Annotated in this window: 13 protein-coding genes; 2 read left to right on the forward strand and 11 right to left on the reverse strand. The window is 67.3% G+C overall.

Going from position 1 to position 12,517, the window contains the following annotated elements:
* Nucleotides 1-20: 20 nt before the first annotated feature.
* From ING15_RS10425 to ING15_RS10475, 11 genes are all read right to left on the reverse strand, one after another.
* Complete coding sequence (locus tag ING15_RS10425) at nucleotides 21-1,391, reverse strand: amidase (protein WP_206454741.1); 1,371 nt, start codon at nucleotides 1,389-1,391, stop codon at nucleotides 21-23.
* Nucleotides 1,388-2,158, reverse strand: coding sequence for an RraA family protein (locus tag ING15_RS10430; protein ID WP_206454742.1), 771 nt, complete (start codon nucleotides 2,156-2,158; stop codon nucleotides 1,388-1,390). The genes ING15_RS10425 and ING15_RS10430 overlap by 4 nt, the downstream gene beginning before the upstream one ends.
* Nucleotides 2,159-2,225: 67 nt before the next feature.
* On the reverse strand, nucleotides 2,226-2,966 hold the full coding sequence (locus tag ING15_RS10435; RefSeq protein ID WP_206454743.1) for an SDR family NAD(P)-dependent oxidoreductase: 741 nt from the start codon (nucleotides 2,964-2,966) through the stop codon (nucleotides 2,226-2,228).
* A gap of 37 nt (nucleotides 2,967-3,003) precedes the next feature.
* On the reverse strand, nucleotides 3,004-4,320 hold the full coding sequence (locus tag ING15_RS10440) for a type I glutamate--ammonia ligase (RefSeq protein WP_206454744.1): 1,317 nt from the start codon (nucleotides 4,318-4,320) through the stop codon (nucleotides 3,004-3,006).
* 46 nt (nucleotides 4,321-4,366) lie between these two features.
* A complete protein-coding gene (locus tag ING15_RS19740) occupies nucleotides 4,367-5,257 on the reverse strand; it encodes a MurR/RpiR family transcriptional regulator (protein ID WP_206454745.1) in 891 nt (296 codons plus the stop codon).
* Complete coding sequence (locus tag ING15_RS10450; RefSeq protein ID WP_206454746.1) at nucleotides 5,254-6,045, reverse strand: N-formylglutamate amidohydrolase; 792 nt, start codon at nucleotides 6,043-6,045, stop codon at nucleotides 5,254-5,256. Before ING15_RS10450 ends, ING15_RS19740 begins: the two co-directional genes overlap by 4 nt.
* 71 nt (nucleotides 6,046-6,116) lie before the next feature.
* Entirely contained in the window at nucleotides 6,117-7,280 is a 1,164-nt protein-coding gene (locus ING15_RS10455; protein WP_206454747.1) for an ABC transporter substrate-binding protein, read from the reverse strand.
* Between the two features lie 14 nt (nucleotides 7,281-7,294).
* Nucleotides 7,295-8,326 carry a branched-chain amino acid ABC transporter permease gene (locus ING15_RS10460; RefSeq protein WP_206454748.1) on the reverse strand — a complete coding sequence of 344 codons (1,032 nt, stop codon included), beginning with the start codon at nucleotides 8,324-8,326 and terminating at the stop codon, nucleotides 7,295-7,297.
* Complete coding sequence (locus ING15_RS10465; RefSeq protein WP_206454749.1) at nucleotides 8,323-9,219, reverse strand: branched-chain amino acid ABC transporter permease; 897 nt, start codon at nucleotides 9,217-9,219, stop codon at nucleotides 8,323-8,325. Before ING15_RS10465 ends, ING15_RS10460 begins: the two co-directional genes overlap by 4 nt.
* Entirely contained in the window at nucleotides 9,219-9,944 is a 726-nt protein-coding gene (locus ING15_RS10470; RefSeq protein ID WP_206454750.1) for an ABC transporter ATP-binding protein, read from the reverse strand. Before ING15_RS10470 ends, ING15_RS10465 begins: the two co-directional genes overlap by 1 nt.
* Nucleotides 9,931-10,731, reverse strand: coding sequence for an ABC transporter ATP-binding protein (locus ING15_RS10475; RefSeq protein ID WP_206454751.1), 801 nt, complete (start codon nucleotides 10,729-10,731; stop codon nucleotides 9,931-9,933). The genes ING15_RS10470 and ING15_RS10475 overlap by 14 nt, the downstream gene beginning before the upstream one ends.
* A gap of 172 nt (nucleotides 10,732-10,903) precedes the next feature.
* On the opposite strand from ING15_RS10475, the gene ING15_RS10480 reads away from it, so the two are divergent.
* Both ING15_RS10480 and ING15_RS10485 read left to right on the forward strand, forming a co-directional pair.
* Nucleotides 10,904-11,548, forward strand: a complete 645-nt coding sequence (locus tag ING15_RS10480) for an isochorismatase family cysteine hydrolase (protein ID WP_232845685.1) — start codon at nucleotides 10,904-10,906, stop codon at nucleotides 11,546-11,548.
* Nucleotides 11,548-12,468 carry an NAD-dependent epimerase/dehydratase family protein gene (locus tag ING15_RS10485; protein ID WP_206454753.1) on the forward strand — a complete coding sequence of 307 codons (921 nt, stop codon included), beginning with the start codon at nucleotides 11,548-11,550 and terminating at the stop codon, nucleotides 12,466-12,468. Before ING15_RS10480 ends, ING15_RS10485 begins: the two co-directional genes overlap by 1 nt.
* The last annotated feature ends 49 nt before the right edge of the window (nucleotides 12,469-12,517 follow it).

Consider the following 12,517-nt stretch of genomic DNA (forward strand, 5'->3'; position numbering starts at 1 on the left):
CCTTTCATTGGGAGGGAATGTCAGATGGCGATCGGCGGATGCCAGATGTCGTGCGCCGCGAACAGGCGCTCGAATGCCTGGCCGAGGGCGAGCAGCCGGGCCTCGCTACGCGGCGGCCCGATCAACTGCAGCCCGACCGGCATGCCGGCCGCATCGAAGCCCGCCGGGAGGGTCAGGGCGCATAGGCCGAGGAAGCTCACGACGCAGGTGTTGCGCAGCGCCAGCATGTTCAGCCGCCCATAGGTCGCGTCGTCAGCCAACTCGGCAATCGGCGGCGGGGTGATCGGCGTCGTCGGCGCGAGCAGGACGTCGACGGCGCCAAGCGCGTCGACCGCTCCCGCGCCGAGCGCGGCGTAGCGGGCCTTGCGCTGCAGATACTCCCAGGCCGGCAATGCGCCGCCAGCGTCCATGCGCGTGCGGACCCGTGGATCAAGGGTCGGCAGCCATTCCGGCAGGTCGCAGGTAAGGAAGCGGCAGAGCTCCGGCGCCACGATGCCACCTTGGTGGTAGAGGTCGAAAAGCTCGGCGCAGCCAGGCAGGGCCAGTGGCCCCAGTATCGCGCCGGCGGCTTCGAGCGCCCGCGACGCGTCCCCGATCCGTTCCGTGATTCCGGGAGACGCCGTGTCGAAGAAGAAGGATTCGGCTATCCCGATGCGCAGTCCGGCGAGGCTGTTGACCTCCGGCACATTCTCGCCGTCGAGCGCCTCGAAAGCAAAGGCAGCGTCATCGACGCTGCGGGTCAGGATGCCGGGCGTGTCGAAGCTGGGGCTGAGCGGCACGATCCCGTCCAGCGACCACCGGCCCCAGGTGGTCTTCAGCCCGACCGTGCCGGTGACGCTAGCGGGGATTCGGACCGAGCCGCCGGTGTCGGTTCCGACGGCCAGCAGCGCCGTGCCCTCGCCCAGCGATACGCCGGCGCCGCTGCTCGACCCGCCGGGGGCCCGATGCATCGTCCGGTCGTGCGGGTTCCAGGGCACGGGCCAGTGCCCGCTGGTGCCCAGCCCGCCAAAGGCGAACTCGACCGTGTGGGTCTTGCCGGTAACGACGGCCAGCTGTCGGCGGAGGCGTTGCACCACGGGGCCTTCGCGGCGCCATGCGGCCGGCAGTTCCCGCGGCGAGCCGGCGAAGATCGGCAGCCCGGTGACGCCGCAGAGATCCTTGATCGATGTCGGGACGCCCTGCAGCGGCCCGGTGCGGATACCGGCGGAAAAGGCCGCGTCGGCCGCCTCGGCCTGCCGCAGGGCAAACTCCGGCGCCCAGCATTTGTAGGCATTCAGCGCAGGATCGTGCCGCGCCTGCGTCGCTTCGCAGAGTGCGACGGCCGACGACGAGCCGTCCGCCAGCTGCCGGCCGATCTCGCGCAGGCTGTGCCTGTCGACATCCGCTGTCATGCGTCCGGCCTCACGGCACGGGGTGGTGTCTGTGCGCCCAGCGCCTGCCGCACGGTGGCCGGGTCGGGCATCTCGGCGGTCGCGGCAAAGCGTTCGAGGCATGGCTCCAGCGAATCCGGCAAGGGAAACACCTCGGTGAGCGCGAAGCCGGCGAGAAGCAGCTGGCGCGAAAATCGCTCCTTCACCGCACCGGCCTCGTGGCGCGCGATCACTAGATCGACCAGCGGGCGCGGCAGCACCAAGACACCGTCCTCGTCCACGAGAATCCAGTCGTCCGGCAGGACGGTGACGTCGCCGAGGCGGACCGGGCAGCGGCTGGCCACCGGGATGAGCGTCGCATGGGCGGCCATCGGGGCGATGCCGCGCGCCAGCACCGGCAGCCCTGCCTCGTCCATGCCGGCGACATCGCGCGCCGCGCCGTCGACGATCGCACCGGAGGCCCCGCGTGTCTTGGCACGCGTCGCCAGCACATCGCCGAACAGGGCGCCGTGCAGCGATCCGCCGGCCGCCAGGACCAGAACCTCGCCCGGTTCCAGCGTGTCGATCTCAGTGAAATGCAGCGGCGGGGCCGGACGCGTCCGCAATTCCGGGCGGCCAGGCAGGAAGGCGATGGTGCGGACCGGCCCGGCGAAGGCGGTTATGCCGCGCGTCATCGGGCGAAAGCCGGCCGCGCTACGCTCGAACATGTCGCGATCCTTCAGGAGGTCGGCGGCGAGCGTCGTGGGAATGCGCTGCAGTCGTTCAGCGATGGTGCTGCGATTGGTCATGCACTGTCCTCGGTGAGGGAATGGGTGGAGCGCGGGATGCGGCTACGCGGCGGTGCCGGGCACCGGCTCAGACCATGATGTCGCCGCCGTTCGGATGGAACGTCGCGCCGACATAGAAGGCCGAGTCCTCGCAGGCGAGGAGAAGGGCGGTGGGCGCCACCTCCGCCACTCGGCCCTGGCGGCCGATCACCAGCTCGGACTGTTTTCTCGCCGCCCATTCCGACGGTAGCTTCATGTCGGTGTCGAGCGGGCCGGGGCAGATCGTGTTGACGGTGATGCCCTCACGGGTGACCTCGTAGGCGAGGGAGCGCGAGAAACCGAGAATGCCGGCCTTCGCGGCGGCATAATGGGTCATGCCCTCGGCGCCCTTGTAGGCGATCTGCGAGGAGATGTTGATGATCCGGCCGTAGCCCTTCCCGCGCATCGCCGGCAGCGCCGCGCGGGTGCACAGGAAGACGCTCTTCAGATCGATGCGAAGCATCTCGTCGAAGGTCGCGGTCGTCATGTCCGCCAGCAGCGACACGGTGACGATGCCGGCATTGTTGACGAGGATGTCTGCTGCGCCCAACTCTTCGGCGATGGTGGCGAAGGCCTTCTCGACCGATGGCTCGTCGCCGACATCGGCCTCGACCGCGAGACTGCGCCGTCCCGTCGCGCGGATTCCAGCGGCGACGGCGCGGGCCCCGTTGCCATTGCGGTCGACGATCGCGACATCGGCGCCCTCGCGCGCATAGAGTTCGGCGATGCCGCGTCCCAGCCCGGTCGCCGCGCCGGTGACGACGGCGATCCTGCCATCCAGTTTGCCCAAGCCTGTCACTCCTCTCATCGTGCCTGAGGCACTGTGGTCAGTAGATCTCGGCGTAGCGCCGACAGATTTCCTCGGGCGCCCAATCCCGCGCGATCGCAAATTCCCCCGCCTTATTGACGCGATAAGCTTCCAGCAGCGGCTTCGGCAGGAAGCCCTGCACCGTGGCGTCAGCTGCAAGGGCCGCCATCGCCGCGTCGACGGAGGAGGGCAGGCGGGCGATGCTGCGGGCTTCGCGCGTGGCGGGCGTCATGGCTTCCGGATCCTCGCCGACCGTCGGGTCCGGCATAGTCAGATTCTCGTCGAGCCCGGCGAGTCCGGCGCGAATGATCACGGCGAGGGCGAGATAGGGATTGGCGGTCGCGTCGGCGGCCCGGAACTCGAAATTGAACTGCCGCGCCGTGGCTTCCTCTGATTGGCCGAAGGTCGGGCAGATGCGGATGCCGGCCTCGCGGTCGCGCACGCCGATATTCGACCAGATGCCGGTCCAGGCATGGGGCACGAGCCGCAGGTAAGACACCGGGGAGGGCGCGGTGAAGGCGAGCAGCGCTGGCATGTGCCGCACGATGCCGGCGAGGAAGCTGCCGGCCCGGGCGCTGACGCCGTGGGGGCCGGAGGCCGCGTGACTGACGGGATCGCCGGCCTCGTCCCACAGGCTGAAATGGATATGCACGCCGCTGCCGAGGCCGTCCGGCGACAGGCGCGGCGAAAAGCTGACGCTGGAATCGAGGCGCCAGGCGGTGGCCCGCGCCATCTCCTTCAGGGTGACGGCCGCGTCGCAGGCGGCGAGCGGCTCCAGCGGTGGGACCGTCACCTCGAACTGGCCGGGAGCGAATTCCGATAGATAGCTGTCCACCGGGACACCGGCGGCGGTGAGCGCGGCGAGGAAGGTCTCGCCGAACGCGCCGTGCCGCCTAACGGCGTCGAGGGCATAATTGTCGGCGGTCCGGGCATGCGCGCCGGCATAGACGAATTCGTGCTCGAAGGTGGCGCGCAGGGTCAAACCGGTCCGGGCCTTGAGCGCGGCGACCGCCTCCTTCAGCAGCGTGCGCGGACAGCAGTTCCACGGCGTGCCGTCGGTGTCGTGGACATCGCAGAGGTAGAAGCGCTCGGCCGGCGTGCCGTCGCCGAACTCGACTTCGACCCTTGTGTCGGGGTCGGGCATCAGCGTCAGGTCGCCGAAGGAGCCCCAGACGGATTCGGCGATGGTGCCGAGGGCGGTGAACATCAGATTCGTCGGCGTCCAGCCGATGCCGCCCTTCAGCCGCTTCTCGAGTAGCCGCGAAGGAAAGCCCTTGCCGCGGACCGCGCCGGACAGATCCGTATAGCAGAACATGGTCAGCGGCTCGCGCAGCATGGCGGGGTCCTTCTGTCTGGCGGGGGCAATGTGCGGTCAGCCACGGTCAGCCTCCGAAGTTGTAGGATTTGCGGAGCTGCTCGAGCCCGGCGATCCGGTCCTTGGCCGTTTCGCCGAGCGTTTCGACGACGCCGGCCACCAGGATCTCGACCATCGCCAGCCCACTGGCGCCGCTGTCGAAGGCGCTTGGAATGCCGACCGGACAGGCGATGCAGAAATCGGCATAGGCGGCGACCGGCGAATACCAGACGTCGGTGATCAGCACGATCGAGGCGCCCAGCGCCGCCGCGCCCTTGGCGAAGTCGAGCACGTCGTCCTGATAGCGGCGGAAGTCGAAGACGACGAGCACATCGCCGGACCGCACGTCGAGGAGGTAATCGGCCCAGGCGGCGTTGGAGTCGCGGATGATGCGGGCGCCAGGCCGCAGTTCGCGCATGTAGTGGTGGAAATAGGAGGCGAGCATCCAACTGAACCGGCCGCCGAGGAAGAAGATGTTGCGGTCGAGGTCGCTGAGCTGCGCCACGATCGTCGCCAGATCCTCGCGCGAGAGGTTGCGGGCGGCGCCCTCGATATTGCTGCGCAGGGCCTCGGAGACCTGCTCCGTCAGATCAGCCTCGTCGCCGCGCGGCAGCGCCGAATAGCGCGTCAGCGGCCCCTGCAGCCTGACATGGATCTCGTCGCGTAGCGCCTCCTGGAAGGCGGCGTAGCTGGTGAAGCCGAGCCGCCCGACGAAGCGAAGGATAGTCGGGCCGCTGGTCCCGGCGCGCTTCGCGAGCCGGGCGACCGTCTCCAGCCCGGCCACCGGATATTCGCCGAGTAGGGCATGGGCGACCCGACCCTCCGCATCGGTGAAGTTCGGCAGGTCGCGGCGCACCCGTTCCTGAATCGAGACCTCGGGGGCGACCTCCGCCGGAGGGCCAGGGCGATCCGTCGTCACGCGGCGAGCACTCCGGAAGCGGCGACCGCGCGTGGAAAGATGTCCGCGAGAAGCTTCGCCCATCGGCGCTGGCCGGCCGCGTCGCCGATGAGATCCTGGCGGATCTCGATCTCGACGTAGGGCAGGCCGCGGCCCTCCGCGTGCATCGGTATGGTGTAGTCGGATTCGGCATTGACGCTGTAGGGCTGGTTGCGGCCGACGCACAGGTCGGTCTCGTCTTCCAGCAGCGCGATCAGCGGATCGCCGATGCGCCAGTCCTTGTCTGCGAGAATGCCGATATCCCAAGGGCGCGGTTCCGGTTCACCGCCGAAGACCGGCGTGCAGCTGTGCATGGCGAAGAGGACCGTGGGCAACCCGCGCGCCTCGCGAGCGGCGAGGGTGGCCAGGATCTCGTCGTGATAGGGTGCTAGGATTTCGTTCTGCCGTGCGGCAATCGCCGCATTGGAAAGGTTGTGATTGCCGGGAACTAAGGTGCCGTCGCTCTCAGCCATGATCGATTGGGTCGTGCCTGGGCGCCGGTTGCAGTCGATGACGAGGCGCGAATAGGGCTGGAAGACGTAGGCGGCGTCGAGGTCGCGCGCCAGTTCGGTGGTCACGCCGTAGATGCCGATGTCGTAGGCGATGTGGCGGGCGAGCTGCGTCGCATCGAGGCCGAGCGTGCCGAGGGCTACTGGGATGGCGACGCCGGCATGGTCGGAGACGAACAGGATCGGCGACGCGCCGTGCGGGTTCTCCACGCCGGCCGGGATCGGGTCGCCGCTCTGCAGCAATGTATCGATGGTGCTCACGTTCCGGCCTCCTCATTGCCGCGGTCGGCGAACCCGAAGTCTGGCGAAAGGCCCCGGATCCGCTGCTTGCGTCAGCCTTTCGGGGTGACGGTCGTGTCGAAGGCTACCTCGCCGTCGACGACCTTCATGATGGCCACCGGCTTGGAGGGCACGCGGCTGCCGTCCTTGTAGGCGATGGTGCCGGTCACGGCTTCGTAGCCGTCGGTGCTGGCAAGCGCCTTGGTCACCTCTGCCGGCTCGGCTGAACCAGCCCGCGTGATCGCGTCGGCGACGAGACCCATCGCGTCGTAGCCGAGGGCTGCGAAGGCGTTCTCCGGCGCATTGCCGTATTCTGCCGTGTAGGCCTTGCGGAACTCGTCGGCCGGTCCGCTGTCGATGCCGGTATAGGCATGGGTGGTGAAGTAGACGTCGGTGGAGAGCTTCGGCCCCGGAACGCTGGTCAGCAGGTCGGTGTCGAAGCCGTCACCGGCCAGGATCGGCGCCGCGATCCCAGCCTCGCGGATCTGCTTCACGATGATCCCGGCGGTGTCGGGACCGGAGGACGCGAAGACGCCATCGACGTCGCCGGAGGATTTCAGCCGCGCCACCAGTGCCGAGAAGTCCTGGTCGCTGGTCATGTAGGAATCTTCCAGCAAGACCGTGCCACCGAGTTCGGTGAACCGCTCCTTGAAGTATTTCGACAGGCCGGTGGTGTAGTCCATGCCGTTGTCGGTCCACATGGCGATGTTGCGCAGGCCGAGTTCCTCATAGGCATATTCGGCCATGGCGTGCGCCTGCACATCGTCGCCGAAGGGCACGAGGAACATCTGGTCGCCGACCATGGTCGGCAGGTCCGGCGAGGTCGCGCCGGAGGTGACGAACGGCACGCCGGCGGACTGGAACAGCGGCGCGGCAGCGAGCGCGAAGGTGGTGTCGCTCTGGCCGATACCGGCGGCGAGATTGTCGATGGACAACGCGCGCTTGGCGGCGGTGGCGGTTTCACCGGTGTCGTTCTTGGTGTCGATGGCATTAACATCGATCATCCTGCCGTCGAGCAGCCCACCGGCATCGTTGATCATCTTCGCCTTGAGCTTCACGCCGTTCAGCGACGGCCCGTCCAGCGAGGCGAGGCCACCGCTGGAGACGTTGTAGAGCGCGGCGATGGAGATCGGCTCCTGGGCGCGGGCCGGCATAGAGGCGGCCGCCGCGATCGCGGCGACGGCTACCGCCGATAGTCTTGATTTCCAGTTCTGCATGGGACTGCTCCTGGCTAGCCGGCTGATCCGGCGGGGGTTTTGGATCGCGACATGAGGCGCCCGATCCATGCGAACAGATTAGGCTCGGCGGTGCCGAATAGCCCGGCGGGGCGATAGATCAGCACCAGCAGCACGGCGAGGGCGACGATGATCTGGCTGGCGCCGAAGATCCCGGCGGCTTCCTCGGCTGGGCGCAGGATCTCGGTGAACAGCGTCAGAGCCGCGGCGGCGATGGCCGCGCCGGTGATCGAGCCGGTACCGCCCAGCACCACCATCACGACGAGCTGGAAGGCGAGCAGGAAGGAGAAGGAGGACGGGCTGATCAGGGTGACCAAATGCACCCAGAGGCCGCCGGCGATGCCGGCGAAGAAGGCGCCGAGGGCGAAGGCGAGGACCCGAGTGCGCGCCACCTTCACGCCGAGGCAGGCGGCGGCGAGCTCGTTCTCGCGGATCGCCAGCATGGTGCGCCCGAGGGATGAATGCTTCACCTGCCAGCAGACATAGATTGTCACCAGCACGAACAGGAATACCCACCAGAGCGTGGTCTCGGCCGGCAGTCCGCTGAGGCCGAGGGCGCCGCGGGTGATGCCGCGCAGATTCACAGCGAAGCTCTGGACGATGAAGATCAGGCCGAGGGTGGCGACGGCGAGATAATGGCCGCGCAGGCGCAGCACCGGGAAGCCGACGATCACCGCCGCAGCGGCGGCCACGACGCCACCGGCGAGGAGGGCAGGTAGAAACGCCCATTCCTGTGCGACGAGCAACCCTGGCAGATCCGGCAGCATCAGGCCCTTGCGCGCCGACGGCATGGCCAGGATGGCAGTGACGTAGCCACCGATGGTCATGAAGGCGGGATGGCCAAGGGAGAACAGGCCAACGAAGCCGTTGGTGACATTGAGGCTCACCGCCAGGATGACGTTGAGCCCGGCGAACTGGATGATCGATAGGATGTACGGATCGAAATTGGCCCTGGCCGCCCAGACCAGCACCGCGCCGATGGCCGCCATCGTGGCAAAGCGGGGCAGGAAGGTGTCGCGCCTACTCATGCCCGGCCCTCCGTGTTGCGACCGAGAAAGCCGTTCGGCATCACCAGGAGGACGAGGATCAGCGCCCCGAACACGAACGCGTTGCGATAGCCGGAGAATTCCGGCGGCAGCAACCCGACGAACAGCACCTCCGACAGGCCCAGAACATAGCCGCCGAGCATCGCGCCGGGGATCGAGCCGACGCCGCCGATCACCGCCGCGACGAAGGCCTTCAGGCCGGGCAGCAGCCCCATCAACGGGCTGATCTGGCCGTATTTGCTGCCCCACATCAGCCCGGCCGTGGCGGCGAGGGCGCTGCCGATGGCAAAAGCCATGGTGATCATGCGGTCGATATTGATGCCCATCAGCCGCGCGACGTCATAGTTCTCGGCCGTGGCGCGCATGGCGACGCCGACCTTGGTGAAGCGAACGAAGCAGACCAGGGCGATCATCAGCACGATGGCCAGAATGACGATGACGACGTCGATGACCCGGAAGCTGAGCGTTCCGAGGGTCAGCAGCTGGCCGAGATAGGCCGGCACCACGAAGGTGCGCGGCTGGGCACTGATCGTGATGACTGCGAGGTTCTCCAGGATGATCGCAACGGCGAGCGAGGCGATGAAGCCGGTCACCTGCGGGGCGCCGCGCATCGGCCGGAACGCCGCCCGCTCGATGATGACGCCGGCCAGCGCCCCGGCTGCAAGAACGATCGCCACCGCGACAGGGAAGGGCGCATGCGCCACGGCGAGGCTCGCCAGTGTGGCGAAGGCGCCGATGGTGAAGATGTCGCCATGAGCGAAATTGATCAGCCGGACGATGCCGTAGATCATCGAGAAGCCGATCGCGATCAGCGCGTACATCGAGCCGAGGATCAGGCCGTTGACGAGCTGGGCGAGAATGTAGGAACCGGTCATCAGGCCGCCCCGAGATAGGCGCGTCGGACGTCGGCGTCCTGCGCGAGTTCCCTGCCGGTGCCCGACAGGACGAGGGAACCAGCCTCTAGGACGTAGGCGCGGTCTGCGATGTCGAGGGCCATGGCGGCGTTCTGCTCGACGAGGAGGACGGTAACGCCCTCGCTGCGGATCCGCTCGAGGATATCGAAGATCTGCTCGACGAGCTGGGGGGCAAGGCCGAGGGAGGGCTCGTCGAGCAGCAGCAGCTTCGGCCGGCTCATCAGCGCACGGCCGATCACCAGCATCATCTGCTCGCCGCCGGAGAGCCGATCGCCGGGAACGGACCCGCGCGTCTTCAGGATCGGAAACACCCCCTGGATGTCCCGGATTTCCTGCTCGATCGCGGCCTTGTCCTTGCGCAGATAGGCGCCGATCCGCAGGTTTTCCGTGACCGTGAGATTGGCGAAGACCTGACGCCCCTCCGGACAATGGGAAATGCCGGCAGCGACGATCTGGTCGGCCTTCATCCGGCCGAGATCGAGCGGTTCGGCGCTCGGTTCGGGCGTGAACAGGATCCGTCCGCTCTCGGGGCGCAGCAGGCCGGAGATCGCGGCCAGCGTCGTCGTCTTGCCGGCCCCGTTGGCGCCGATCAATGCGACGATCTCGCTCTTCTCGACGGTGAGGTCGATGCCGCGCAACGCGTGGGTGCCCCCACGTCTGACGTTGAGATCCTCAAGCCGCAGCATCGGCACCCTTCCTGCGACGGCCGAGATAGGCCTCGATCACCTTCGGATTGCTCTGGATCAGCTCGGGCGTCCCCGAAGCCAGCACTATGCCCTGGTTGACGACGATGATGTGCCGGCAAAGCCCCATCACCATCTTCATGTCGTGCTCGACGAGAAGCGTGGTGATGCCGAGTTCGCCGTGGAGGCGGCGGATGGTCTCGCCGAGATCGGTAGTTTCCTGCGGATTCATGCCGGCGGTCGGCTCATCGAGAAGCAGGAGGCTCGGCTCGGTTGCGAGCGCGCGGGCGAACTCGACCTTGCGCTGGTCGCCATAGGGCAGGCTGCCGACGATCTCTTCCGCGCGGCGGGCGAGACCGAGTACCTCTAGGGCCGCCATGGCGCGCTCCCGGATGTCGCGCTCGGCCTTCTGCGCCGAGGGTAGGCGCAAAACGGTGGGCACGAAGCCCGACCCGTGGCGCATGTGAACGCCGACCATGACATTGTCGATCACCGGCAGTTCGCGGAACAGCCGGATGTTCTGAAAGGTGCGCGCCATGCCGAGCCATGCGTTGCGTTCCGGCGGATTGCCGCCGACCGCCTCGCCGCGAAAGCGGATTGCGCCCGAACTCGGCTTGAGCACCCCGGTGAGAAGATTGAAGGCGGTGGTCTTGCCGGATCCGTTCGGGCCGATCAGCCCAGCCAGTTCGCCCTCGGCCAGCGAGAAGGTCACGCCGTCGAGCGCTTTCACGCCTCCGAAATTCTTGCGGAGGTCGTCGACCGTCAGGAGGGCTCCGGATGCCGATGCCATTGAGGAGATGTGCCCCGCCAAGTTCGTATGCAGGCCGTTACGGTCCAGCTATCTTCCATTTGTTAGAAAGCTAGCACGCATATTTCATTTGTTACAAGCCGGCTTGTGCACTAAAAAAGCTTGCCCGACACGAAGGCAAATGTCGCGGCGGCCTGTGATCGGAGGAGTGGGGATGGCGAACTACAGTCGAGAAATTCCGGTGGTGCGGGAACAGACGGCACTGCTGTTCATCGACGTGCAGAACTATACGGCCGACCGGAATGGCGGCGAGTTCAAGGGCTCCGGCGGGCCGAGCGAGGCCGAGCGGGCCTATTATTTCGACCGGATGGAAAACCTCGCGCTGCCGAATATGCAGCGGCTTCAAGCGGCCTGTCGGGCGGGCGGCGTCGAAGTCCTCTACACGCTGATCGAAAATCTCACCGCCGACGGCCGCGACCGCAGCCTCGACTACAAGATCTCCGGCATCGACGTACCGAAGGGCTCCTGGGACGCAAAGGTCGCCGAAGCCATCGCGCCGGGGCCGGACGAGATCGTTCTTCCGAAGACCTCCTCCAGCGTTTTCATCTCCACGAACATCGATTACGTACTGCGCAATCTCGGTGTGAAGCAACTGATCCTGTGCGGGGTCGTGTCCGACCAGTGTGTCGAATCAGCGGTCCGCGACGCCTGTGATCTGGGCTATCTCGTGACCCTTGTGCCGGACGCCTGCGCCACCTTTACCGAGGAACGCCAGCAGGCCTCGGTGAAGGCGATCGCCGGCTATTGCCGCCAGCGCACGACGGACGAGCTTCTAGCCGAACTGAGGGCGGAAGCCTGATGGAACGGCGCGACCTCGGGCGGGTGCTGATCACCGGCGCCGCCGGCTTCGTCGGTGCAGCCCTGGTCGAGACCCTGCGCGCCGACGGTATCGTGGTGATAGCCTCCGATGTCGGGGCGCCTAGCGCGGCGGGCCTCGTGCCGTGCGACATCACCGACGGCGATGCCGTCGCCGCGATGGTTGGAGGCAGCGCGCCCAACACGATCATCCATTGTGGCGCGGTCTCCGGCCCGATGGTCATGGCCGACCGGCCCTTGGATATCTGGCGCATCAATGTCTTGGGCACTGCGCATGTGCTGGAAGCAGCCCGGCGACAAGGGGTCGGCCGTGTAATCGTCTGCTCGACGAGCGAGGTTTATGGCAGCCGCAACGAAGGGGTTGTCGATGAGCAAACCCGGCCCGAGCCCGACAATGTCTATGGGGCCAGCAAGCTGGCGGCCGAGCAGGCGGTGATCGGCTACCGCCGGGAACATGGCCTCGACGCAGCCGCGATCCGCCTGTCGTGGATCTACGGTCCGGGCCGCCGCACCCCGACCGATCTCGAACGCCTCCTGCGAAACGCGCTCGGCGGCCGGCCGACGGTTTTCGGCGGACGGCCGCAGGACGTGACCCATTACCTCTTCCTAGATGACGCCGTGGGCGGTCTCCTCTGCGCTGCCACGGCCGGATCGGTCGGATGGCCGGTCTGTAATGTGACCACGGGCAGGGGGAAGCCGCTTGCGGATGTCGTTGCGGCGATCCGTACGGTCCTACCGAACCTGCAGGTGGAGTTCAGCGGCACAGAGCCGACGGTTGTGCGGCCGAGCGGCTTCGACCAGACCCGCACCGCGCAATCCTTAGGATTTCGGCCGGAGATCGATTTTGAAACGGGCATAGGACGCATCATCGAAGCGCTTCGTCGCGCGCCCAACGTCTTGTAATCATCGCCGGGCATCATGCCGATTGAATCGCACCGGCGCCGCTGCGCCT

Source organism: Aurantimonas marina, assembly GCF_017183135.1.
Lineage (GTDB): Bacteria > Pseudomonadota > Alphaproteobacteria > Rhizobiales > Rhizobiaceae > Aurantimonas > Aurantimonas marina.

What these genes read in the sequence shown, in the direction of transcription:
- ING15_RS10485 (WP_206454753.1), top strand. Translation starts at nt 11,548, where the DNA reads ATGGAACGGCGCGACCTCGGGCGGGTGCTGATCACCGGCGCCGCCGGC.
- ING15_RS10480 (WP_232845685.1), top strand. Translation starts at nt 10,904, where the DNA reads ATGGCGAACTACAGTCGAGAAATTCCGGTGGTGCGGGAACAGACGGCA.
- ING15_RS10470 (WP_206454750.1), bottom strand. Translation starts at nt 9,944, where the DNA reads ATGCTGCGGCTTGAGGATCTCAACGTCAGACGTGGGGGCACCCACGCG.
- ING15_RS10430 (WP_206454742.1), bottom strand. Translation starts at nt 2,158, where the DNA reads ATGACCAATCGCAGCACCATCGCTGAACGACTGCAGCGCATTCCCACG.
- ING15_RS10460 (WP_206454748.1), bottom strand. Translation starts at nt 8,326, where the DNA reads ATGAGTAGGCGCGACACCTTCCTGCCCCGCTTTGCCACGATGGCGGCC.
- ING15_RS10455 (WP_206454747.1), bottom strand. Translation starts at nt 7,280, where the DNA reads ATGCAGAACTGGAAATCAAGACTATCGGCGGTAGCCGTCGCCGCGATC.
- ING15_RS10425 (WP_206454741.1), bottom strand. Translation starts at nt 1,391, where the DNA reads ATGACAGCGGATGTCGACAGGCACAGCCTGCGCGAGATCGGCCGGCAG.
- ING15_RS10440 (WP_206454744.1), bottom strand. Translation starts at nt 4,320, where the DNA reads ATGCTGCGCGAGCCGCTGACCATGTTCTGCTATACGGATCTGTCCGGC.
- ING15_RS10475 (WP_206454751.1), bottom strand. Translation starts at nt 10,731, where the DNA reads ATGGCATCGGCATCCGGAGCCCTCCTGACGGTCGACGACCTCCGCAAG.
- ING15_RS10465 (WP_206454749.1), bottom strand. Translation starts at nt 9,219, where the DNA reads ATGACCGGTTCCTACATTCTCGCCCAGCTCGTCAACGGCCTGATCCTC.